Source organism: Pseudomonas sp. GW821-FHT11G12 (assembly GCF_058808055.1).
In genome coordinates this window covers 22503-44226 of sequence record NZ_JBXARH010000013.1, presented here as the reverse complement: position 1 = coordinate 44226, position 21724 = coordinate 22503, and the positions used below count along the sequence as shown (strand labels likewise).

At 61.4% G+C, this 21724-nt stretch carries 19 protein-coding genes and 1 pseudogene; 8 read left to right on the top strand and 12 right to left on the bottom strand.

What is annotated here, in order from left to right:
- Positions 1-3: 3 nt before the first annotated feature.
- From AC1RR7_RS28675 to lpxC, 4 genes are all read left to right on the top strand, one after another.
- Entirely contained in the window at positions 4-870 is an 867-nt protein-coding gene (locus AC1RR7_RS28675; RefSeq protein WP_096822827.1) for a cell division protein FtsQ/DivIB, read from the top strand.
- Positions 871-885: 15 nt separating this feature from the next.
- Entirely contained in the window at positions 886-2145 is a 1260-nt protein-coding gene (ftsA, locus tag AC1RR7_RS28670; protein WP_007956755.1) for a cell division protein FtsA, read from the top strand.
- Between the two features lie 67 nt (positions 2146-2212).
- Positions 2213-3409 carry a cell division protein FtsZ gene (gene ftsZ, locus AC1RR7_RS28665; RefSeq protein ID WP_025109282.1) on the top strand — a complete coding sequence of 399 codons (1197 nt, stop codon included), beginning with the start codon at positions 2213-2215 and terminating at the stop codon, positions 3407-3409.
- Between the two features lie 112 nt (positions 3410-3521).
- Positions 3522-4433 carry a UDP-3-O-acyl-N-acetylglucosamine deacetylase gene (lpxC, locus tag AC1RR7_RS28660; RefSeq protein ID WP_007916984.1) on the top strand — a complete coding sequence of 304 codons (912 nt, stop codon included), beginning with the start codon at positions 3522-3524 and terminating at the stop codon, positions 4431-4433.
- Positions 4434-4494: 61 nt separating this feature from the next.
- Here lpxC and AC1RR7_RS28655 read toward each other — a convergent pair whose 3' ends face one another.
- From AC1RR7_RS28655 to AC1RR7_RS28625, 7 genes are all read right to left on the bottom strand, one after another.
- Complete coding sequence (locus AC1RR7_RS28655) at positions 4495-6003, bottom strand: sensor domain-containing diguanylate cyclase (protein WP_102621248.1); 1509 nt, start codon at positions 6001-6003, stop codon at positions 4495-4497.
- Between the two features lie 112 nt (positions 6004-6115).
- Entirely contained in the window at positions 6116-7432 is a 1317-nt protein-coding gene (locus AC1RR7_RS28650) for an OprD family porin (protein WP_273540036.1), read from the bottom strand.
- Between the two features lie 196 nt (positions 7433-7628).
- Positions 7629-7850, bottom strand: a complete 222-nt coding sequence (locus AC1RR7_RS28645; protein ID WP_493158860.1) for a hypothetical protein — start codon at positions 7848-7850, stop codon at positions 7629-7631.
- Positions 7851-7971: 121 nt separating this feature from the next.
- The gene (locus AC1RR7_RS28640; RefSeq protein WP_493158859.1) at positions 7972-9336 is read right to left on the bottom strand and encodes a heavy metal sensor histidine kinase; all 1365 of its coding nucleotides are present in this window, start codon (positions 9334-9336) and stop codon (positions 7972-7974) included.
- On the bottom strand, positions 9326-10003 hold the full coding sequence (locus AC1RR7_RS28635; protein WP_053123617.1) for a heavy metal response regulator transcription factor: 678 nt from the start codon (positions 10001-10003) through the stop codon (positions 9326-9328). Before AC1RR7_RS28635 ends, AC1RR7_RS28640 begins: the two co-directional genes overlap by 11 nt.
- Positions 10004-10011: 8 nt before the next feature.
- Positions 10012-13113 (bottom strand): multidrug efflux RND transporter permease subunit, encoded by a 3102-nt coding sequence (locus AC1RR7_RS28630; RefSeq protein ID WP_249484779.1) that lies wholly within the window; start codon positions 13111-13113, stop codon positions 10012-10014.
- Complete coding sequence (locus AC1RR7_RS28625; RefSeq protein ID WP_096822821.1) at positions 13110-14270, bottom strand: efflux RND transporter periplasmic adaptor subunit; 1161 nt, start codon at positions 14268-14270, stop codon at positions 13110-13112. Before AC1RR7_RS28625 ends, AC1RR7_RS28630 begins: the two co-directional genes overlap by 4 nt.
- A gap of 638 nt (positions 14271-14908) precedes the next feature.
- Between AC1RR7_RS28625 and AC1RR7_RS28620 the strand changes: the two genes are divergently transcribed.
- The 4 genes and pseudogenes from AC1RR7_RS28620 to AC1RR7_RS28605 all read left to right on the top strand — a co-directional run bounded on the left by AC1RR7_RS28620 (position 14909) and on the right by AC1RR7_RS28605 (position 17302).
- A complete protein-coding gene (locus tag AC1RR7_RS28620; RefSeq protein WP_096822820.1) occupies positions 14909-15214 on the top strand; it encodes a fimbrial protein in 306 nt (101 codons plus the stop codon).
- Between the two features lie 111 nt (positions 15215-15325).
- Complete coding sequence (locus tag AC1RR7_RS28615; protein WP_096822819.1) at positions 15326-15565, top strand: hypothetical protein; 240 nt, start codon at positions 15326-15328, stop codon at positions 15563-15565.
- 147 nt (positions 15566-15712) lie between these two features.
- A pseudogene (locus AC1RR7_RS28610) lies at positions 15713-15994 on the top strand (PAS domain-containing protein); the annotation flags it as partial.
- Between the two features lie 243 nt (positions 15995-16237).
- Positions 16238-17302 (top strand): methyl-accepting chemotaxis protein, encoded by a 1065-nt coding sequence (locus AC1RR7_RS28605; RefSeq protein ID WP_404943113.1) that lies wholly within the window; start codon positions 16238-16240, stop codon positions 17300-17302.
- On the opposite strand, the gene AC1RR7_RS28600 is transcribed toward AC1RR7_RS28605, so the two are convergent.
- From AC1RR7_RS28600 to norR, 5 genes are all read right to left on the bottom strand, one after another.
- The gene (locus tag AC1RR7_RS28600; protein WP_273540385.1) at positions 17299-18048 is read right to left on the bottom strand and encodes a YkgJ family cysteine cluster protein; all 750 of its coding nucleotides are present in this window, start codon (positions 18046-18048) and stop codon (positions 17299-17301) included. The two genes, AC1RR7_RS28605 and AC1RR7_RS28600, sit on opposite strands and share 4 nt — an antisense overlap.
- A gap of 87 nt (positions 18049-18135) precedes the next feature.
- The gene (locus tag AC1RR7_RS28595) at positions 18136-18453 is read right to left on the bottom strand and encodes a hypothetical protein (RefSeq protein WP_102622676.1); all 318 of its coding nucleotides are present in this window, start codon (positions 18451-18453) and stop codon (positions 18136-18138) included.
- Between the two features lie 62 nt (positions 18454-18515).
- Positions 18516-18974: a GNAT family N-acetyltransferase gene (locus AC1RR7_RS28590; protein WP_102622694.1), complete on the bottom strand. Its 459-nt coding sequence runs from the start codon at positions 18972-18974 to the stop codon at positions 18516-18518.
- Between the two features lie 27 nt (positions 18975-19001).
- Positions 19002-19904 carry a chemotaxis protein CheV gene (locus tag AC1RR7_RS28585; RefSeq protein WP_096822815.1) on the bottom strand — a complete coding sequence of 301 codons (903 nt, stop codon included), beginning with the start codon at positions 19902-19904 and terminating at the stop codon, positions 19002-19004.
- A gap of 125 nt (positions 19905-20029) precedes the next feature.
- Positions 20030-21583 carry a nitric oxide reductase transcriptional regulator NorR gene (gene norR, locus AC1RR7_RS28580; protein WP_493073529.1) on the bottom strand — a complete coding sequence of 518 codons (1554 nt, stop codon included), beginning with the start codon at positions 21581-21583 and terminating at the stop codon, positions 20030-20032.
- Positions 21584-21724 lie beyond the last annotated feature (141 nt).

The following is a 21724-nucleotide window of genomic DNA, read 5'->3' as shown; positions in this document are numbered from 1 at the left end:
ACCATGCAAGGCGCACAGCTCAGACATCAGCCACCCGCTCCCGGCCGCAAGCCGGTGCCGCGGGGTGCCAGCCGAATGGTGGCCAAAGAGCCGATGTCCGCGCGCCTGCCCAAAGCCAATTTCGGTTTCCTGAAAAGCCTGTTCTGGCCGGTGTTGCTGGTGGTGCTCGGGTTCGGCACCTACGAAGGCGCGCAGCGGTTGTTGCCGTACGCCGACCGGCCGATCACCAAGATCGCGGTGCAGGGCGACCTGAGCTATATCAGCCAGCAAGCGGTGCAGCAGCGAATCGCCCCGTACGTGGCGTCGAGCTTCTTCACCATCGACCTGGCGAGCATGCGCACCGAGCTGGAGCAGATGCCGTGGATCGCTCACGCCGAAGTCCGTCGGGTGTGGCCGGACCAGGTGGTGATCCGCCTCGAAGAGCAACTGCCTGTGGCCCGTTGGGGCGACGAGTCGCTGCTCAACAACCAGGGCCAGGCGTTCACGCCCAAGGAACTGGCGAACTACGAACACTTGCCACAGCTGTTCGGCCCGCAGCGGGCCCAGCAGCAAGTGATGCAGCAGTATCAGGTGCTGAGCCAGATGCTCAGGCCAATGGGCTTCTCGATTGCGCGCCTTGAGCTGCGTGAACGTGGCAGCTGGTTCCTGACTACCGGTGCCGGCAGTTCCGGCCCCGGCATCGAGTTGCTGCTGGGACGCGGCAACCTGGTGGAAAAGATGCGCCGCTTCATTGCCATCTATGACAAGACGCTTAAAGACCAGATTACGAACATTGCGCGCATCGATCTGCGCTATGCCAACGGCCTCGCTGTTGGCTGGCGGGAACCAGTAGCGCCGACGACAGCCCAACCCGCTGTCGCAAAGAATTAAGAAGAGGCAGGACCCATGGCAAACGTGCAAAGCGGCAAAATGATCGTCGGTCTCGATATCGGCACCTCCAAGGTGGTGGCGCTGGTCGGCGAGGTTGCGGACGACGGCTCGCTGGAAATCGTCGGGATCGGCACTCATCCGTCCCGCGGCCTGAAGAAAGGCGTGGTGGTGAACATCGAGTCCACCGTGCAATCGATCCAGCGCGCGATCGAAGAAGCCCAACTGATGGCGGGCTGCCGCATTCACTCGGCGTTCGTCGGCGTGGCGGGCAATCACATCCGCAGCCTGAACTCCCACGGCATCGTGGCGATTCGTGATCGCGAAGTCAGCTCGGCTGACCTGGAGCGCGTACTCGACGCCGCCCAGGCTGTGGCGATCCCGGCTGACCAGCGGGTGCTGCACACCTTGCCGCAGGACTACGTGATCGATAACCAGGAAGGCGTGCGCGAGCCGCTGGGCATGTCCGGCGTGCGTCTGGAAGCCAAGGTCCACGTGGTCACCTGCGCCGTCAACGCTGCACAGAACATTGAAAAATGCGTGCGCCGCTGCGGTCTGGAAATCGACGACATCATTCTCGAGCAACTGGCCTCGGCCTACTCGGTACTGACCGACGACGAAAAAGAGCTGGGCGTGTGCCTGGTCGACATCGGCGGCGGCACCACCGACATCGCGATCTTCACCGAAGGCGCCATCCGCCACACGGCCGTGATCCCGATTGCCGGGGACCAGGTGACCAACGACATCGCCATGGCGTTGCGCACCCCGACCCAGTACGCCGAAGAGATCAAGATCCGTTACGCCTGCGCCCTGGCCAAACTGGCCGGTGCCGGCGAAACCATCAAGGTGCCGAGCGTCGGCGACCGTCCGCCGCGCGAACTGTCCCGTCAGGCCCTGGCCGAAGTGGTCGAGCCGCGTTACGACGAGCTGTTCACCCTGATCCAGGCCGAGCTGCGTCGCAGCGGCTACGAAGACCTGATCCCGGCCGGCATCGTGCTGACCGGCGGTACGTCGAAAATGGAAGGCGCCACCGAACTGGCCGAGGAAATCTTCCACATGCCGGTGCGCCTGGGCGTGCCCCATGGCGTGAAAGGTCTGGATGACGTGGTGCGCAACCCGATTTATTCCACTGGCGTTGGCTTGTTGATGTACGGCCTGCAGAAGCAGTCCGACGGGATCTCGTTCTCGGGCATCGGCAGCCGCGACAGCTACAGCAACGATGAGCCTCAGGCGCCGTTGCTGGACCGTTTGAAGAAGTGGGTTCAAGGCAACTTCTAAAGCTTTACCGCAGCACCGCAACAAAATGCAGTAGGCGAAAAAACTAGAGAATGTAAGGAGAGGGAAAATGTTCGAACTCGTAGACAACATCCCCGCAAGCCCGGTAATCAAAGTTATCGGTGTTGGCGGTGGCGGCGGCAACGCTGTCAACCACATGGTCAAGAGCAACATCGAAGGCGTCGAGTTCATCTGCGCCAACACCGATGCTCAAGCGCTGAAAAACATCGGCGCGCGCACCATTCTGCAACTGGGCACCGGTGTGACCAAAGGCCTGGGCGCCGGCGCCAACCCGGAAGTCGGCCGTCAGGCTGCGCTGGAAGATCGCGAGCGCATCGCTGAAGTGCTGGCCGGCACCAACATGGTGTTCATCACCACTGGCATGGGCGGTGGTACCGGTACCGGTGCTGCGCCGATCATCGCCGAAGTGGCCAAGGAAATGGGCATCCTGACCGTTGCTGTCGTAACGCGTCCGTTCCCGTTCGAAGGCCGTAAGCGTATGCAGATCGCCGACGAAGGCATCCGCATGCTCTCCGAAAGCGTCGACTCGTTGATCACCATTCCCAACGAGAAGCTGCTGACCATCCTCGGTAAAGACGCCAGCCTGCTGTCGGCTTTCGCCAAGGCTGACGATGTACTGGCCGGTGCCGTTCGCGGTATCTCCGACATCATCAAGCGTCCGGGCATGATCAACGTCGACTTCGCCGACGTGCGTACCGTGATGAGCGAAATGGGCATGGCGATGATGGGCACTGGCTGCGCCAGCGGTCCGAACCGTGCACGTGAAGCGACCGAAGCGGCCATCCGCAACCCGCTGCTGGAAGACGTGAACCTGCAAGGTGCACGCGGCATCCTGGTGAACATCACTGCCGGTCCTGACCTGTCCCTGGGTGAGTACTCCGACGTGGGTTCGATCATCGAAGCCTTCGCCTCCGAGCACGCGATGGTCAAGGTCGGTACCGTTATCGATCCGGACATGCGCGACGAGCTGCACGTAACCGTGGTTGCCACCGGTCTGGGCGCGAAAATCGAGAAGCCTGTGAAGGTCATCGACAACACCGTTCACACCTCCATGGCTGCCGCTCAGGTGCAACAACCGGCTCCCGCCCGTCAGGAAGCGCCAGCGGTGAACTACCGTGACCTGGACCGTCCGACCGTCATGCGCAACCAGGCTCAGGCCGGTGCTGCGACTGCCGCGAAGATGAATCCGCAAGATGATCTGGACTACCTGGACATCCCGGCTTTCCTGCGTCGTCAGGCTGATTGATGGAATGTATCAGGGCTATGAAGGTGATTGGTGTTCAGCAAAGGCATGGTCTGCTATCATCGCCAGCCTTTGTTGATACCAGTTCGCAATTTGCGCTGAAGCGGCCCAAGCCATGATTAAACAACGCACACTGAAAAATATTATCCGTGCCACAGGTGTAGGCCTGCACTCCGGGGAGAAGGTCTACCTGACCCTCAAGCCTGCGCCTGTCGACACTGGCATTGTGTTTTGTCGCGCTGACCTCGACCCTGTGGTGCAGATTCCTGCCCGCGCGGAAAACGTCGGTGAAACCACTATGTCGACGACGCTGATTAACGGCGACGTCAAAGTGGACACGGTAGAGCACTTGCTCTCGGCCATGGCTGGCCTGGGCATCGATAACGCCTACGTCGAGCTCTCCGCGTCCGAAGTCCCGATCATGGACGGTAGCGCAGGACCTTTCGTATTCCTGATTCAATCGGCAGGCCTGGAAGAACAGGACGCCGCCAAGAAATTCATCCGCATCCTGCGTGAAGTGACAGTGGAAGACGGCGACAAGCGCGCCACTTTCGTCCCTTTCGAAGGGTTCAAGGTGAGCTTCGAGATCGATTTCGATCACCCGGTTTTCCGGGACCGCACCCAAAGTGCAAGCGTGGATTTTTCCAGCACTTCGTTCGTAAAAGAAGTCAGCCGCGCCCGTACTTTCGGTTTCATGAGTGACATCGAGTACCTGCGCAAGCACAACCTCGCACTCGGCGGCAGCGTTGAAAACGCGATCGTGGTCGATGCCGATGGCGTACTGAACGAAGACGGCCTTCGCTATGAAGACGAATTCGTGAAGCACAAGATCCTCGATGCAATTGGCGACCTGTACCTGCTGGGCAATAGCCTGATTGGTGAGTTCAAGGGCTTCAAGTCCGGCCACGCACTGAACAACCAGCTGCTGCGCAAGTTGATTGAGCAGACAGATGCCTGGGAAGTCGTGACGTTCGAAGACGCCAGCACCGCACCAATCTCTTACATGCGCCCGGTTGCGGCGGTGTAAGTAAAAAACCTCTCTAGTTTTTTGAAGGCCACCTTTGGGTGGCCTTTTTTTATGCCTGTTTTCAGGACGCCACCACCACTCGATTCCGGCCACCTTCCTTGGCCTGATACAGCGCTTTGTCCGCTGCAAACATCAACTGCTCCAGACTGATTTCGCTCGCCGCTGTCCAGGTGCTGATACCGATGCTCACGGTCATCGGCACTTCATCCCCCTCCAGGCGCGGTAACTGTTCCACCGCCGCCCGCACATGCTCGGCAATCTGTTGCGCGCCGACGCTGTCGGTTTCGGCCAGGATCACCGAGAACTCTTCACCGCCATAACGTGCCACCAGATCCGCCGGGCGCCGCACATTGGCGCTAATCACTTTGGCCAGTTCACGCAGTGCCTGATCCCCGGCCTGATGGCCATGCCGGTCGTTGAATGCCTTGAAGTGATCGGCATCGACCATCAGCACCGACAGTGCCTTGCCCGAGCGCTGGGCACGAAACCATTCGTGTCGCAGCGCCTGATCGAGCATCCGCCGGTTGGCGACGCCGGTCAGGGCATCGGTGGCCGCCAGTTGCGCCAGTTCTCGTTCGGCCCGTTGCCGCAGGCGCAGCTCCCGGGCCAGCAGCCAGGTCAGCCATAACAGGCCGAGGCAAAGCACACCGGTGGCACCGCTGATCAGAATCGCCGTGCGCTTCCACGCCCCGAACACTTCATCGCTCGACAGCGCAACGATGACTGTCAGCGGCAGGTTGCCGACCTGAGAGTAGGTGTAAAGCCGTTGCTGGTGATCCATGCTCGAAATGCTGCTGAAACTGCCATTGCCGCTGCGGTCGCGCAGAATCCGCACCACATTGGGACGGGCGGCAAAACTCTTGCCGATCGAATCGCTTTGCAGATAGGGCTTCTGGGCCAGCAGGATACCGTCGTTGTTGATGATGTTCAGCGTGCTGTCGACGCCGATGTCGAGGCTGTTGAACAACTGGTCGAAGTAATCGAGCTTCATCGAAGCGACCGCCACACCCAGGAATTCACCGGTGTCCGAAGAGATGCGCCGGCTGAAGCTGACACGCCACTGGTTGGCGTCGTCGCAGTCGCAACGTGGCTTGAACGGGCGGCTGATGTACATGCCGGTGTCGCGGTTGAAGGCGTGGGCGAGAAAGTAATCGCGGTCGGCGAAATTGCCCGGCAGCGGTTCGACCCGCGAGGAGTCGGCGATGACCTCGCCATGTTTGTCGAGCAGCAGGATGTCGCCCTTGAAGCGCGCCGTCGTCGAGCGGTCGAACAGCGCCAGGTGACGAATCTGCGGTGACACGCTTTTCAGGTCATCGCGCTGGGCCGCTGCGATCAGCCCTTGCAGGGTCAGGTCGTACAGCTCAACGGTGCGCAACACATCGGCATCGATGAGTTGGGCGATGGTGGTGGCACTGCGCGTTGCCGATTCCTGAGCGTTGGCGTGCTCACGAATCAGCAAAAAAGTGACGATGCACACAATCGCGATGACGCTCAGCAGACTGCCGAGGATCAACAGCAACTCGGGGCGTCCGGTCTTGCCCGCAACGGGTGGGGTACGGCTCGCGATCATGGTTGGGTTATCGGTTGAAGAGTCTTCTAAGCGTAGTTGTACAAACGTCGCTGCCGCACACGCAAGAAAAAGGCCAGCGCATAAGGCTGGCCTTCTTACTGTAGCGCCGATCTTAGAAGACGTTGATCGGGTAGTCGATGATCACGCGGTATTCATCTGTGTCCGTATCCAGCGCGCCGTAACCGTTGCCGCCACGGTTGGTGGCCCATTGCAGACGTACCGCCAGGTCTTTGGCCTGGCCGCTCTGCACCACGTACTTGAGGTCGATGTCACGTTCCCAGTGCTTGGCGTTGCGACCTTCGGCGCTGTACCACGTGGCGTAGCCTTTGCTGTCCGGGTCGACCTTGGTCAGGTCCAGCGTGCCGCGCGAGTAGGACACGGCCGAAGTCAGACCCGGCATGCCGAGACCAGCGAAGTCGTAGGCGTACTTGAGTTTCCACGAGCGCTCATTCGGGCCGTTGAAGTCCGAGTACTGCTGGGAGTTGTCGAGGTAGATGCTGTCGCCCTGGCTGATGTAGTCGAACGGCGTGTTGCCGTTGACCCGCTGGTACGCGGCGGTGACGCTGTGGCTGCCGATGCCGACGGTGAAATGCAGGCTGTAGGTGTTGTTGTCGATGTTGCCCAGCAACGCGTCGCCGGTGTCCTGCGTGTGATAGAAGTGCAGGCCCGGGTTGAGGGTCACCAGATCATTCAGCGCCCAGGTGTAGTCGAGGTCGTAGTAGTACTGGTTCCAGATGTCCTTCAGCTCGGAAGCATAAAGGCTACTGGTCAGGCCTTCGACGCCGCTCCAGGCCACGCCGGCCCAGTTCAGGTGCTGGCTGTCATCGTGCTCGGCGAGCGTGCCGTAAGAGGTGCCGATGCGTTTGTGACCGCTCTGGTTGTACGGTTTGGTGAAACTGGCCTGGCCACCTTCGATCATCCAGCCGTCGAAGCTGTGGTTGGTCAGGCTGACGCCACGGAAGGTCTGCGGCAGCATGCGGCTTTCACCGCCGGCGATCACCGGGTTGGTGAGGAACAGGTCACCGGCCTTCAGTTCGGTATCGAACGCACGCATTTTCAGCGTGCCACCCGCGGTGGAGAACGAGCCCGGCGCTTTGCCGTTGCCGTCGCTGACCGGCAGGATGCTGGAGTTGTCCGTACCGCCACCACCGTCGAGTTTCAGACCGAGCATGGCGTGGGCATCAATGCCGAAACCGACCGTGCCTTCGGTGTAGCCCGACTGGAATTTGCCGAGGAAACCCTGGCCCCACTCGATGTTGTCGTCCGTCTGCTGCAGGCGGTTACGGTTCATGTAGTAGTTGCGGGCATTGAGGTTGAGGCTCGAGCCTTCGACGAAGCCTTCTTTCTCGGGTTCGGCGGCGTGGGCGGCGGGGGCAATCGTTGCGGCAATTGCAATGAACAGCGGGGTGAAGCGAACTGGGTAACGCACGTGCGGTAAAGCTCCTTGGGTCAACTGACACTTCAATGTCTTGAGGTGCGGGATGTTTCTAATTGTAAGAGACGAACCTGTCCGCTTGCACACCACAACGAAAAAAGGCCGCTGAAAGTCAGCGGCCTGGAAGGACGACGGTTGAACGGGAAGAGCCAAACAACCGCGTCGAGGGAAACGTTGCGTAGTGCGCGATTCAGCTGTCTTTCTCGGCTGCCTGAACCTTGGAAGTTGCGGCCTGAGGGGCTTGCGTGGCGTCTTGGGCCTTGGCCATCACGTCTGCCTGATACTGCTCGAATGCCTGGGCGCGAGCGGCGTTTTGCGCTACGAACGACTGCGATTCTTCAGCCATCGCCATCGGCGACAGGATCAATGAGGACAAAACGAAAGCGCTGGCAATACCCATACTGTTGGACATCTTGAAAACCTTCTTGCTTGGCAAGTGCTGTTTGGTGCGGGCAAAGATAAGGTTGCCGGGCGTTGGGAAACAGCGTGATTTTCATAAATGACTGTTGCGGGAATGGCAACGATCCAGATCCTCAGACCGGGAGGTGAATGCCAAAAGTGTTCATTCCGCGATCACTGCGCACAAACACATCCCCGCCATGCATCAGCGCAATCGCCTTGACGATCGCCAGCCCCAGACCATGGTTGTTGCCGCTGTTGCTGCGCGACGCATCGACCCGGTAGAAGCGTTCGAACAAGCGCGGCAAATGCTCGCTGGCAATCGGTGAGCCAGGGTTGGCCACGCCGATGCTGACCTGATGTTCCTCGACCGTGATCTGCACTTCGATCACCTGTCCTGGCGCGGTGTGTTGCACTGCGTTGCTTAGCAGATTGATCAACGCCCGGCGCAAATGAGCGATCTCGATCTGCACCTGCGCGTCGCCGCTCACTCGTACTTCGACCTGTGCATCTTCGAGGATGAAATCGAGGTATTCGAGGGTGGTCGCCACTTCATCGGCGAGTGACGTCGAGGTCAGTTTGGTGGCCTTGCTGCCCTGGTCGGCACTGGCCAGAAACAGCATGTCGTTGATGATCGAGCGCAGGCGTTCCAGCTCTTCGAGGTTGGATTGCAGCACTTCGAAATAATGTTCGGCAGAACGCCCGCGAGTGAGGGCAACCTGGGTCTGGCCGATCAGGTTGGTCAGCGGTGAGCGCAGCTCATGGGCCACGTCAGCGTTGAACGATTCCAGCCGTGAGTAGGCTTGTTCAACCCGCTCCAGTGTCGAGTTGAACGAGTCGACAAACTGTTCCAGTTCCGGTGGCAACGGCGACAGACGCAGGCGTCCGGCCCGCAGCGGCGGTGCCAGGCGTTGCGCCTCGTGGGACAGCTTGATCAGTGGCTTGAGGCCGATCCGCGCCACCCAGTAACCCAATGCCGAAGCCAGCAGCACGCCGACAATCGCCAGGCCGATCAAGGCGATAAGAAGGTTGTGCTGGGTCTGGTGAAAGGTCTCGGTGTCGATGCTGATCATGAAGCGCAGGGGCGGGCGTTGGTCCTTGGCCGGCAGTTCGGTCAGCAGCACTTTCAGCGGGTAATCATGGTTGGGCAGTTGCAGGTCGCGCATGCCCAGGGGGCCTTGGGCAAAGGCGCGGATCATGGCGTCCGGCTGGCCATATTCATAACCCGGGTCACCGCTCACCACCCAGAAGCGGATGCGTTTGTCTTCTTCGCCGAGCAAGTTCAGTTTGGCGTTGATCTTCACCCAATGTTCGGGAGTGCCGAATCGGTTGAGTGCCGACTCCAGCACGCTATAACGCGCGTCCAGCTCGGCTTCCGGCAGCAGCCCCAAGCCCTTGTCCACCTGCTGATACAGCGCGCCGCCGATCAACAGAAACACCAGCAGCGCCACCAGCGTGAACATCCCGCTCAAGCGCAGCGCAATCGAATTACTGGACACCACGGCTCTCCAGCACATAACCCATGCCACGGATGGTGTGCAGCAGTTTCTCGTCGAACGGCCCGTCGAGCTTGGCCCGCAGACGCTTGATCGCGACTTCGACAACGTTGGCGTCGCTGTCGAAATTGATGTCCCAGACCATCTCGGCAATCGCGGTTTTCGACAGGATTTCGCCCTGACGCCGGGCCAGCACGCTGAGCAGCGAAAACTCCTTGGCGGTCAGGTCCAGTCGCGTGCCGGCGCGGGTGGCCTTGCGGCTGATCAAATCTATCCACAGGTCGGCGATGCTCACTTGCACCGGTTCATGGCCGCCACTGCGACGGGTCAGCGCTTGCAGGCGCGCCACCAGTTCGAGGAAGGAAAACGGCTTGCCGAGGTAATCGTCGGCGCCGTCGCGCAAACCACGGATCCGGTCTTCAACCCGTTCGCGGGCGGTGAGCATGATCACCGGCGTCTGCTTGCGCGCACGCAACGCGCGCAGTACGCCGAAGCCGTCGAGGCCCGGCAGCATCACGTCGAGGACGATCACCGCGTAGTCGCTTTCCAGCGCCAGGTGCAGGCCCTCGATGCCGTCGCGAGCCAGATCCACGGTGTAACCCTGTTCCGTCAGGCCGCGGTGCAGATAGTCCGCGGTTTTCTCTTCGTCTTCGATAATCAGAACGCGCATGACCCGCCTCAGTCTGTCGTTGCCAGCGCCGCGACGGGCGATGGTTTGGGCTTGTGGAACAGCCGCTCAAGCCACAAGTATATGACCGGTGTGGTGAACAGCGTCAGCATCTGGCTGACCAGCAAGCCGCCCACGACCGCGATCCCCAGCGGCTGGCGCAGTTCGGCGCCGGTGCCGTAGCCGAGCATCAGCGGCAGCGCGCCGAGCAGGGCGGCGAGGGTGGTCATGATGATCGGCCGGAACCGCGTGATACACGCCTCGAAAATCGCGTCCTGCGGTGACAGCCCGCGATGACGCTGCGCTTCGAGGGCGAAGTCGATCATCAGGATGCCGTTCTTCTTGACGATACCGATCAGCAGCACCAGCCCGATCAGCGCCATGATCGAAAAGTCCTGGCCGCAGATCCACAGCATGATCACCGCGCCAAGGCCCGCTGCCGGCAAGGTCGAGATGATTGTCAGCGGGTGGACGAAGCTTTCATAAAGCACACCAAGGATGATGTACACCGCCACCAGCGCCGCCAGAATCAGCCACGGCTGGCTGGCCAGTGAACTCTGGAACGCCTGGGCCGCGCCCTGGAAGTTGCCGCTGATCGCGGTCGGCATGCCGATCTCGGCCTTGGCCTGATTGAGCAGGATCACCGCGTCACCCAATGCCACGCCGGGCGCCAGGTTGAACGACAGGTTGGCGGCCGGGAACATGCCGTCGTGGGCAATCGACAGTGGGCCGATGGTCGGTGCATCGAATCGGGCCAGCGCCGACAGCGGCACCATTTCCCCGCTCAGCGGTGAGCGCAAGTAGAAGTAGTTGAGGCTTTCGGCCTTGCCGCGCTGTTTGGTGTCCAGCTCCAGAATCACGTTGTACTGGTTGACCTGGGTCTGGAACTCGTTGATCTGCCGTTGCCCGAACGCGTCGTACAGCGCCTCGTCGACATCACTCGCCGTCAGGCCGAAACGCGCAGCGGCGCTGCGGTCGATGCTGATGTGGGTGATGCTGCCGCCCAGTTGCAGGTCGTTGGAAATATCACGGAACGCCGGGTTGCTGCGCAGCTTTTCGGTGAGTTTCTGAGTCCAGGTGGCGAGGGTCGGCCCGTCGTTGCTCTTGAGCACATATTGATACTGCGCACGGCTCGGGCCGGAGCTGAGGTTGATGTCCTGGCCGGCGCGCAGGTAAAGCACGATGCCGGGGACTTTCATCAGTTGCGGACGGATGCGGTCGATGAACTGGCTGGCCGAAACGTCGCGATCACCGCGTTTTTTCAGAGCAATCCAGAAGCGGCCGTTGGCGATGGTCTGGTTGCTGCCGGACACGCCCACCGAATGAGAAAACGCCTGCACGGCCGGGTCGGCGGCGACGATTTCGGCCATCGCCAGGTGTTTTTTCACCATGTCGCTGTAGGAAATGTCCGCGGCGGCTTCCGTCGTACCGAGGACGAAGCCGGTGTCCTGCACCGGGAAGAACCCTTTAGGGATAAAGATGTAACCACCGATGGCCATCGCTACAGAAACACCGAACACCGCGATCATCAGTTTCTGGTGGGCGAGGGCGCGGCGCAGGCCTTTTTCGTACCAGCCGAGCAGGCGCTCGCTGAACCCCGGTTTGTCATGGGCGTGATGCACCGGTTTGCGCATGAACAGCGCTGCGAGCGTTGGCGCCAACGTCAACGACACCACCACGGAAATCATGATGGTCGAAGTCGCCGTCAGGGCGAACTCCTTGAACAACCGTCCGACCACGCCGCCCATGAACAGCAACGGAATGAACGCGGCCACCAGCGAGAAACTGATCGAGACCACGGTGAAACCGATCTCGCCGGCGCCCTTGACCGCCGCTTCGCGCATGCTGTCGCCGGCCTCCAGATGACGGTGAATGTTCTCCACCACCACGATCGCATCGTCGACCACAAACCCGACCGCCACCACAATCGCAACCAGCGTCAGGTTGTTCAGGCTGAAACCGAGTAAATACATCAAGGCGAAACTGGCGGTCAGCGATACGCCGAGCACCGCCGACACAATCATCGTCGCGGACAACTGGCGCAGGAACAGCGCCATCACCGCCACCACCAGCAGGATCGCGATCAGCAGGGTGATTTCCACTTCATGCAGGGAGGCACGAATGGTCTGGGTGCGGTCGATCAGCACTTTGACCTGCACCGAGGCCGGCAGCATGGCTTCGAGGCCGGGCAGGGCGGCTTGAATGCGGTCCACCGTCTCGACGATGTTGGCCCCCGGCTGGCGGGAGATCACCAGGTTCACCCCCGGTTGATCGCCGGCCCACGCTTGCACGTAGGCATCTTCCGAACCGTTGACGACTTTGGCGACATCTTTCAGGTGAACCGGGGCGCCATCCTTGTAGGAAACGATGAGCTGGCTGTATTCCTCAGGGTGGAACAACTGGTCGTTGGTCGACAGCGTGGAAATGCTCGACTCGCCGTACAGCGCACCTTTGGCGAGGTTGAGGCTGGTCTGCTGGATCGCCAGACGAATGTCGGCGAGGGTCAGGCCGATGGCGGCCAGTTTGTCCGCCGAGGCTTGTACACGAATCGCCGGACGTTGCTGACCGGTAATGTTGATCTGGCCTACACCGTCGATCTGACTGATCTGACGCGACAGCAGGGTTTCCACCAGGTCACTGAGTTCGGTACCGGGCATCTGGGTCGAGCTGACGCTGAGGATCAACACCGGGCTGTCGGCCGGGTTGACCTTCTTCCAGGTCGGCAGGGTCGGCATGTCTTTCGGCAGTTTGCCGGCGGCGGTGTTGATCGCGGCCTGCACTTCCTGGGCGGCGGTGTCGATGCTCTTGTCGAGGGTGAATTGCAGGGTCAGCAGGCTGGAGCCCAGCGCACTGCTGGAGGTCATCTGGGTCATGCCGGGGATGGCGCTGAATTGCACCTCCAGCGGCGTGGCCACGGACGAGGCCATGGTGTCCGGGCTGGCGCCGGGCAGTTGCGCGGAGACCTGGATCGTCGGAAATTCCGCTTCCGGCAACGGGGCAATCGGCAGGCGCGGGAAGGCAATCACCCCGACCAGCACCAATGCGATGGTCAGCAGAATCGTCGCCACCGGGTGATCAATGCACCAGGTCGAAACGCCTTTGTGCTGCTTCATGGCTTGGGCTCCGCTTGCACCACCTGCGGCGGCTCGCTCATGACCTGCACGGTCGAACCGGGTTTGAGCCGTGACTGGCCGTCACTGACCAATACGTCGCCGGGTTTCACGCCCTTGATGATGTCCTGACCGCTGCCCTGGTAAACCATTTGCACCTGAACGGCTTCCACCTTGTCGCCGTTGACCCGGTATACAAAGTGTTGATCCAGTCCCCGTTGTACGACAGTGGGCGGGACCACCAGCGCATCTTTATCCAGTGCTGTCTGAATTTTTACCGTCACCAGCAGGCCGGGCCAGAGCTTCTGATTGGGGTTGTCGAATTCGGCCTTGGCGCGAATGGTGCCGGTGTTGGCGTTGATCTGGTTGTCGATCAGGGTCAGGTGACCTTCGCCGAGCAGGTTGCCGGTTTCGCCGTCGGTGTCGGCGCCGATGTACGCCTTGACCTGTGCGCGCTGCGGATCGCTGATCAGGCCCTGCAGGGTCGGCAGCATTTGCTGCGGCAGGGAAAACTCGACGGCGATCGGGTCGATCTGGGTCACGGTGAACAGACCCTGGGTGTCGGTCATGCGCAGGAAGTTGCCTTCGTCGACCGTGCGAATCCCGACGCGGCCGGTGACCGGGGAGCGAATCTGGGTGTAGGAAAGTTGTACCTGCGCTGCGTCAATCGAAGCCTGGTTGCCTTGGGCGGTGGCTTTGAGCTGGTTGACCAGTGCCTGTTGCTGGTCGTAGGTCTGCTTCGATACACCGTCGTCGACGCTGAGCAGTTTGTAGCGCTTGAGGTTGACCAGCGCCACTTGCAGTTGCGCCTGGCTTTCGCCCAATTGTGCCCGGGCCTGGTCGAGGCTGGCGCGGATCGAGCGGTCGTCGATGGTGGCGAGCAGGTCGCCCTGTTTGACCAGTTGACCCTCTTTGACCAGAAGTTTGGTGAGGATGCCGTCGATCTGCGGTCGCACCACGACGCTGTGCAGCGAGAGGACCGAGCCGATGCCGCTGGTGTAGCGGGGGACATCTTTTTCGCTGACGGCGACGACCCTGACCGGGATGGCGGTGGGGGCGGCGAGTTTGGCCGGTGCGGGTTTTATCGCGTACCACAGGCCAGCGGCTGCGAGGGCGATCAGCAGGGTGGCGAGCAGGGCCTTTTTCTTCTGGATTTGCATGCTTGTGGGGCGCCAGGGGGACGGGGTTTGGGCAGGTTGGTTCTTTATAAACTTGTTTGGGGGTCAGGAGGGTGACGGCTAGCTGACGGCGCTGTCAGTTTCGGCTTTTGGCTTGGCGGCCTTTGGGCCGGCCAGGCTTTGGGTGTTCTTTGTGAATATCCGTTTCTGCGGGTGCTGCCGCTGGCGGTTTCGCCCTTACGGCGAGTCCCTTTTTCAAACGCCAAAAAGGAACCAAAAGGCTGGGCCCCGGCGTACGGCGCCTCGCTGTGGCTCGGCGTTCCTTCGTTCCGGGATTCATCCGGGGGCATCGCCTACGGTTTGCTTCGCTGCACCTCCTCTCGATGTGTTTGGCTTCGCCAAACGGCGCTACGCGCCTACCCCCGGATGAATCCCTCCACTCAGCCTGCCGAAGGGGCCGGTACGTCAAAAGCGGTACTTGAGCTAACGCTCATCGTGTTGAGTGGTGAGGAGCAGGGTGGTGGTGGTGGTGGTGGTGGTGGTGGTGGTGGTGGCGATCTCTGGATTTTCATCTTTCCCGGCCCGCGCCATCTACGCTTCTAAAGATCCGCCCCCACCAGCGGATACACGGTGTACGGCCCTGACGCCATTGGGGTGGGTCTTTCGGGAGTGTCTTTGCCATGAAGTTGAATATCGCGATATCGGCTGGGCTTGTTTTGCTTCCGCTTTGTGTCTTTGCCGCGCCGCAGACGAGTTCCGGTGAGATCCGGTTCAGCGGGCGGATTGTCGATTCCGGTTGTGAGGTGGGGCGTGTCGGGGCGTTGGGTTCGAAGGCGTCGCGGCAGGTTGAGGTCAAGCCTGGCCTGACGCTTGATGTCGATTCCTATCGCAATGCGTGCAGTCATGAGGCGTTGCCGTTGTCCGTCACGTATGAGGCGCTGAAGACTTCGAGCGACAAGGGCATTGTCACCATCAGTTATCTGTAGGCCGTTCGGCGTGCCGTGTAAATCTTCAGGTGCCGATATTGGGCGCGCGGGTATACTGCGCGCCTTCGCGGCTCACTGTTCGGGCCCGACTTTTTGCTTTGCGGAGCTTTTATGACTTCCCCGACCCAACCGCCAGTTGATGACGCTATCAGCGACGTCACGGCCGAGCATGCTGAAACCAACGAAACCAAAGCCAAGATCCCGGCCTTCAAGTTCCCGTTCAAACCAGGTGACCTGGCCGCTGCCAAAGCGGCCAAGCAGCCGCAGTTCAAGGGCAAAGACGGTGACCGTCATGCCAAGATCCCGGGCGTCGCTCCGTCGGGCACTCGCCGTTCGATGGGCAAGCGCTGATTCACTCCCGCCTCGGCCGTCGCTGTGATTTTCGATCACAGTGATGGCTAAGTGCTCAGTTCCTGAGCCAGATCAACGTTTAACCAGTTAGTGCGCTTAGAGTCAGCAGCCCTGCCGACTCTTTCCAATAAAACGAGCGCGCTTTCCATGAAGATCAATCTCCCGGTGACCGGGCGCAATGTCGATGTTGCGCCGGATGCGAACATTCTCTCGACCACCGATCTGACCAGCGCGATCACCTACGCCAACGACGACTTCATCAAGATCAGCGGTTACAGCCGTGACGAGCTGCTGGGCACGCCGCATAACCTGTTGCGTCATCCGGACATGCCGGCGCAGGCGTTTGCCCATATGTGGCAGACGCTCAAGCGCGGGCGGTCGTGGATGGGGCTGGTGAAGAATCGTTGCAAGAACGGTGATCACTATTGGGTCAGTGCCTATGTCACGCCGGTCACGCAGAACGGTGCGGCGGTGGAGTTTCAGTCGGTGCGTACCCGGCCGGATGCGCGGCAGGTCGCTGCGGCAGAGCGGGCTTACGCGCAGTTGCGCGGGGAGCGGGTGTCGCGTTGGCAGCGGCTGCCGGTGTTGGGGTTGCGGGCGCGGATCATGGCGTTGACCAGTTCGGTGCTGGTGGTGGTACTGGGGATTGAAGCCTGGCTGCGGCCGGAGTCCATGGGCATCGAAGCCGCTGCGCTGGTGGCCGGCAGTGGCGCGTGTGCGCTGGGCGTGGGCTGGTTGCTGCGGCCGCTGGAGCGACTGACCGAACGGGCGCGGCTGATTGCCGACAATCCGTTGAGCCAGGGCATTTATACCGGGCGGCGGGATCAGTTCGGGCAGATCGAGTTCGCCTTGCAGATGCTCGAAGCCCAGGTCGGCGCGGTGGTCGGGCGGATCGGTGATGCGTCGCAACGGCTGGCCGGGCATGCCGCGCAACTGGTCGATCATCTGCACAGCAGTCATACCAGTACGCTGGCGCAGCAGGCGGAAACCGATCAGGTGGCGGCGGCGATTCATCAGATGGCGGCCAGTGTGGCCGAGGTTGCCAGCCATGCGCAGCAGGCGTCGGTGGCGGCGGATATGGCGGGGACGGAAACCCGTGAAGGTCATCTGTTGGTCGGCGAGAGTCGCAGTGCGGTGTTGCGGCTGGCCGAGGAGTTGGGGCGGGCGACCGAGGTGATTCATCAGCTCGAAGGTCACAGCAGCGAGATTTCCGGAGTGCTGGAGGTGATCCGCAGCATCGCCGAGCAGACCAATCTGCTGGCGCTCAACGCGGCGATCGAAGCTGCGCGGGCCGGGGATGCCGGGCGTGGGTTTGCGGTGGTGGCCGATGAGGTGCGGGGTCTGGCCCAGCGCACTCAGCAGTCGACCAACGAGATTCAGCGGATGATCAGCACCCTGCAAAACGGTGCGCGGGATGCGGTGCTGGTGATGCAGCAGAGCAGCGAGCATGTGGATAACAGCGTCGAACAGGCGCAGCGTGCGGCACGGGCATTGGACGGGATCAGTGGGCGGGTCGAGCAGATCACCGAGATGAGCCTGCAGATTGCTGCCGCAGTCGAAGAGCAGAGCGCGGTGAGCGAGGACATCAACCGCAACATCGTCAGTATTCGCACGGCGTGTGAACTGACGGTGGACGAAGGGCGCCAGAGCCAGCTCAACTCACAGGACGTGGCGGGGCTGGCGGGGGATTTGCGTTCGCTGGCGCGGGAGTTCTGGGGGCGACGGCAGGGATCCTAGGCCGCGCGCAGGGAAATGAACGCGTAAGTCTGCGGCGGCTCGGTGACCACGTGTGCACCCGCCGCCAGCACTTGCCCGGCGACATCATCACCGGAGAGGTGAAACAGCCATTCACTGGACACTTCGCTCAATGGCTGCGCGGTGACCTGATCGATGACCGAGGCAAACACGCCCATGTCCGGCAGGTACGCGGTAAACCCGTCGCCCTTGAGTGCGGTGGTGCGGATCCCAAGTTGTCCGCAAATCGCATCCTTGGTCCGGATGTCATCGCGATCCGCCTGACGGGAGCGCTGGATCAGCGTCACCAGTTCCTGATCCACCAATTCACCACCGACGATCAGTTCCGGTCCCTGTTCCCACGATTCCGGCGGGCAGTCCTTGGCAGCCGGGTTCAGCGGAATGTGCGGATTGATTTCGGCGGGATAGATGCGACACACCAGCGGCCGGCGCTCGTAGATGCGGCACAGCTTGTCTTCGTCAAGATTCCGGCAGGGACCGACGTTGTAGGCGGCGAAGGTGATCGCCACATGGGCGTCGGAGTTTCCGCTGCGTACTACCGCCGAACGACGCTGCGCATGCTCACGCTGCTGTTCCGGCAGGCCCAGGCCGTTGGCGAGAAATGCCTCCACCAACACGATCACCTGACCGCCGTCAGCCGCCCACATACGGGCTTCGGCCAGCGTGAGAGGCACGTGGTGATCGGTGCAGCATTTGCCGCAACCTACGCAGGAAAACGTCGTATTCATTGAGCGGGCGATCTTCAATCAGGGTGTGAAACGGCGACGTAAAGCCGCCATGCAGGCCTGGGTTGAAGCAAGTTGTGCGCCATTCACTCAGGGCTTGGCGGTCGGGCGGATCGAGTCCCATTCGGTGACGAACGCGGTTTTCGACTTTTTGTTGTACAGGCACAACTCGGTGCCTTGCTGGCCCTTCATGTGTTTTTGCGGGTACTGGCCTTGCAGCAATAGTGCGGTGTAACCGACGCGGTCGTCGAATTGCGCGGCATTGCCGACCGGTTTGGCGTCTTTCAGGCCGCTGGCCTTGGTGCAGCTGGCGAGTACGGCTTTGTCATGGGCGGCCCAGGCATCGGGGCTGGAAGCGTGGGCAAACGGGGCAATGAGACAAAGCACGGAGAGGGCGAGACGTTTCATGGTTCGGGCATCCTTGGAGGTTTGATCGCCAGGGTTTGAGTATGCCGCAGGATTTTAGTTTGTCAGTCCGGCACCAATTCCCGGCGGACCACATACATTCCGGACGTTTCGTACAAGCTCTGCGCCCGACGGTTGTCTTCCAGCACCTTCAGATCGACAAAGCCTTCGCGCCGATCCTGAAACACCTTGAATGCATGAAGCAGCAGCGCCCGACCCAATCCACGACCCTGAGCGCGGGGATGCACCACCAGATTCTTGATGTAGGAACTGGTCCAGCATTGCGCCACGCCGAGGACGCCGTCTGCATCGCTGGCGATGAAGCACAATGCGGGATCGTATTCCGGATCGTTTTCAAACTGCTGTTGCCAGACGTCCAGCGCCGATACCCGGCCGCCACCTTCGCGGTAACCGATTTGCATCAGTTCATGCACGGCGGGCGCCCGTTCGGCGCTATAGGTCGTGAGTTCGATGCCATTCGGCCACTCGATGGCCGGCACGTCCTGGCTCAGGTCGCGCCGCATCAGAAAACAGAACGTTTCGCTCAAGGCTCAGTGTCCGTGGGCGGCGACGTGTTTGGCCGCTTCGATCAGGCAGTGGGTCAGCTCTGGCGAAGAGAACTTGGTCAGCACGCCGTTGGCGCCGGCGAGACGGGCCTTTTCGCTGTTCATCGCGCTGTCCAGCGAGGTGTGCAGCAGCACGTAGAGGTGGGCGAAGTCCGGGGTCTCGCGCAGAGTCCGGGTGAAGGCGTAGCCGTCCATCTCGGACATTTCGATGTCGGAGACGATCAGGTTGATCTGCTGCGCCGTGCCTTGCAGGTCCAGCAGGCAGTCGATGGCTTCCTTGGCGCTGCGGGCGGTGTGGCATTGCAGGCCGAGGTTGCGCAGGGTGTGCACCGATTGCTGGAGCGCCACCTGGCTGTCGTCGACCACCAGAATCCGCGCGTTGCCCAGCACTTCGGCGTCTTCCATGCTCAGGTCGGTCGGGGCCATCTCGATTTGCGCCGGGGCGATACTGTGGATGACCTTCTCGATGTCCAGCACCTGCACCAGAGTGCCGTCGACCGAGGTCACCCCGGTGATGTAGGCGCGGGAACCGCCGGAGCCGAACGGCGGCGGTTTGATGTCGGTGGTCAGGCAATGCACGATCTTGCTCACCGCCTGCACGTGCAGACCCTGTTTCGAACGGCTGACATCGGTGACGATCAGGCAGCCGCCGTTCGGGTCTTCCAGCGGACGCTCACCGATGGCACGGCTCAGGTCGATCACCGACAGCGAAGCACCGCGCAGGGTGGCGATGCCTTTGACGTGCGGGTGCGACTCCGGCAGCTTGGTCAGCGGCGGGCAGGGGATGATTTCACTGACTTTCAGCAGGTTGATCGCCATCAGCTTGCCGCTGCGCAAGGTAAACAGCAGAAGCGAAAGTGAATCTGCGCGGGCTTTGTTGGAAGACATAAAAACCTTCTGTGGAAAAAAGGTGATGGGCGAGGGTGGAAATCGCCGAAAACTATTGATGCCGGGTTATCGACTTGTAACCGGCAGGCTTTAGGGATTCTGGCGCCAATCCGACGGCGGGACTGTCATTTCATCCCCAACCGCTTGGCCATGCGCCCCAGATTCGCCCGGTCCAGCCCCAGTTCACGCGCGGCGCTGGCCCAGTTGTCTCGATGACGCTCAAGTGCTGCGCTGATCAACTGCCGCTGATATTGCTCGGTGGCTGCGCGCAGATCCCCGGAAATCAACGGCATCGCGACGACGGCACTGGCCGGCTCCGGCGAGTTATCCACAACCTCACGCGGCAGGTCGAGATCCATCGCGCTCAGGCTGAGAATCTTCGGCCGCACCTTGCAGTTGCCCAGCGCCTTCAGCGCGCTGCGGCCGATCAGGTGTTCCAGTTCCCGTACGTTGCCCGGCCAAGTGTAGGCAAGCAGCGCTTCCTGCGCGTCGCTGTTCAGGCGCAGGCTGTTGAGGCCCATGCGCGAGCGGTTCTGTTCCAGGAAGTAACCGCTGAGCAGCAGCACATCGCGGCCCCGGTCTCTCAGCGCCGGGACCCGCAACGGGTACACGCTCAGACGATGATAGAAGTCGGCGCGGTAGCGACCGCTGCGCACTTCTTCGGCCAGGTCGCGGTTGGTCGCGGCGATCAGGCGCACATCGACCTGGTGTTCCTTGTCCGAACCCAGACGCTGCAACTGGCCGCTCTGCAAAACCCGCAACAACTTGGCCTGGACGGTCAGCGACAACTCGCCGACCTCATCGAGAAACAGTGTGCCGCCATTGGCCAGTTCGAACTTGCCCCGCCGGTCGCTGGTGGCGCCGGTGAAGGCGCCGCGCACGTGGCCGAACAGTTCGCTTTCCACCAGGGTGTCCGGAAGGGCCGCGCAGTTGAGGCTGATGATCGGCTTGTCGGCACGCTTGGAAGCGGCGTGGATCGCCTGGGCCACCAGCTCCTTGCCGACCCCGGTTTCGCCGGTGATCAGCACGGTCAAGTCGCTGCCGCCGACCAGATTGATCTCTTCCACCAGCCGTTTGTGGGCCTTGCTCTGGCCGATCATTTCGCGATTCTGCTGGCCGCTGGCCTGGCGATACACCTCGGCGCGCTGGTGTTCGTCCTCGGCGCGGATCGCCAGTCGTTCGATGCGCTCAGCGGCGTTCACTGTGGCCGAAGCGAGGCTGGCGAAGGCCTGCAGGGCATCGAGTTCGATCGGTTCGAAGCGCTCCGGATCGAGTGCGTCGAGGGTGATCAGGCCCCAAAGCTTTTCATCGACGAACAACGGACAGCCGAGGCAATCGTGGACTTCGAGGTGATCGTCGAGGCCGTCGACCAGTCCGTCATAAGGGTCGGGCAATTCGCTGTCGGCGGCAAAACGGGTCGGGCCGGCGCCTGCCAGCAGCACTTCAAAGCGCGGGTGTTCGCTGACCTTGAAGCGGCGGCCGAGGGTGTCGGTGCTCAACCCGTCGACAGCCAGCGGCACCAGCCACTCGCCATCGAGGCGCAGCAGCGCAGCGGCATCGCACGGCAGCAGGGCGCGCATGGCTTCGAGCAGGCGCCGGTAGCGCTCGCCTTCGGGCAGTTCGCGGGACAGGTCGGAAACCAGTGGGAGCAGGGCGGTCAGCAGGGATTTGGCAGACATGGTCTTGTAGTCAAAGAGACGCGTTGTAGTCGAAGCGACTATAGAGGTGCTTGTGTCGATCTGACTACATAAATTTCAAGTTATTGATTTATATGGATAATTTAGTTGGCACGATAACTGAAACGGTTAAGGCACTTTTAG

Bases quoted from the DNA above. Each gene is read 5' to 3' on its own strand.
- AC1RR7_RS28675 (WP_096822827.1), top strand. From the start codon at position 4: ATGCAAGGCGCACAGCTCAGACATCAGCCACCCGCTCCCGGCCGCAAG.
- ftsA (WP_007956755.1), top strand. From the start codon at position 886: ATGGCAAACGTGCAAAGCGGCAAAATGATCGTCGGTCTCGATATCGGC.
- ftsZ (WP_025109282.1), top strand. From the start codon at position 2,213: ATGTTCGAACTCGTAGACAACATCCCCGCAAGCCCGGTAATCAAAGTT.
- lpxC (WP_007916984.1), top strand. From the start codon at position 3,522: ATGATTAAACAACGCACACTGAAAAATATTATCCGTGCCACAGGTGTA.
- AC1RR7_RS28655 (WP_102621248.1), bottom strand. From the start codon at position 6,003: ATGATCGCGAGCCGTACCCCACCCGTTGCGGGCAAGACCGGACGCCCC.
- AC1RR7_RS28645 (WP_493158860.1), bottom strand. From the start codon at position 7,850: ATGTCCAACAGTATGGGTATTGCCAGCGCTTTCGTTTTGTCCTCATTG.
- AC1RR7_RS28635 (WP_053123617.1), bottom strand. From the start codon at position 10,003: ATGCGCGTTCTGATTATCGAAGACGAAGAGAAAACCGCGGACTATCTG.
- AC1RR7_RS28630 (WP_249484779.1), bottom strand. From the start codon at position 13,113: ATGAAGCAGCACAAAGGCGTTTCGACCTGGTGCATTGATCACCCGGTG.
- AC1RR7_RS28625 (WP_096822821.1), bottom strand. From the start codon at position 14,270: ATGCAAATCCAGAAGAAAAAGGCCCTGCTCGCCACCCTGCTGATCGCC.
- AC1RR7_RS28620 (WP_096822820.1), top strand. From the start codon at position 14,909: ATGAAGTTGAATATCGCGATATCGGCTGGGCTTGTTTTGCTTCCGCTT.
- AC1RR7_RS28615 (WP_096822819.1), top strand. From the start codon at position 15,326: ATGACTTCCCCGACCCAACCGCCAGTTGATGACGCTATCAGCGACGTC.
- AC1RR7_RS28605 (WP_404943113.1), top strand. From the start codon at position 16,238: ATGGGCATCGAAGCCGCTGCGCTGGTGGCCGGCAGTGGCGCGTGTGCG.
- AC1RR7_RS28600 (WP_273540385.1), bottom strand. From the start codon at position 18,048: ATGAATACGACGTTTTCCTGCGTAGGTTGCGGCAAATGCTGCACCGAT.
- AC1RR7_RS28595 (WP_102622676.1), bottom strand. From the start codon at position 18,453: ATGAAACGTCTCGCCCTCTCCGTGCTTTGTCTCATTGCCCCGTTTGCC.
- AC1RR7_RS28590 (WP_102622694.1), bottom strand. From the start codon at position 18,974: ATGCGGCGCGACCTGAGCCAGGACGTGCCGGCCATCGAGTGGCCGAAT.
- AC1RR7_RS28585 (WP_096822815.1), bottom strand. From the start codon at position 19,904: ATGTCTTCCAACAAAGCCCGCGCAGATTCACTTTCGCTTCTGCTGTTT.
- norR (WP_493073529.1), bottom strand. From the start codon at position 21,583: ATGTCTGCCAAATCCCTGCTGACCGCCCTGCTCCCACTGGTTTCCGAC.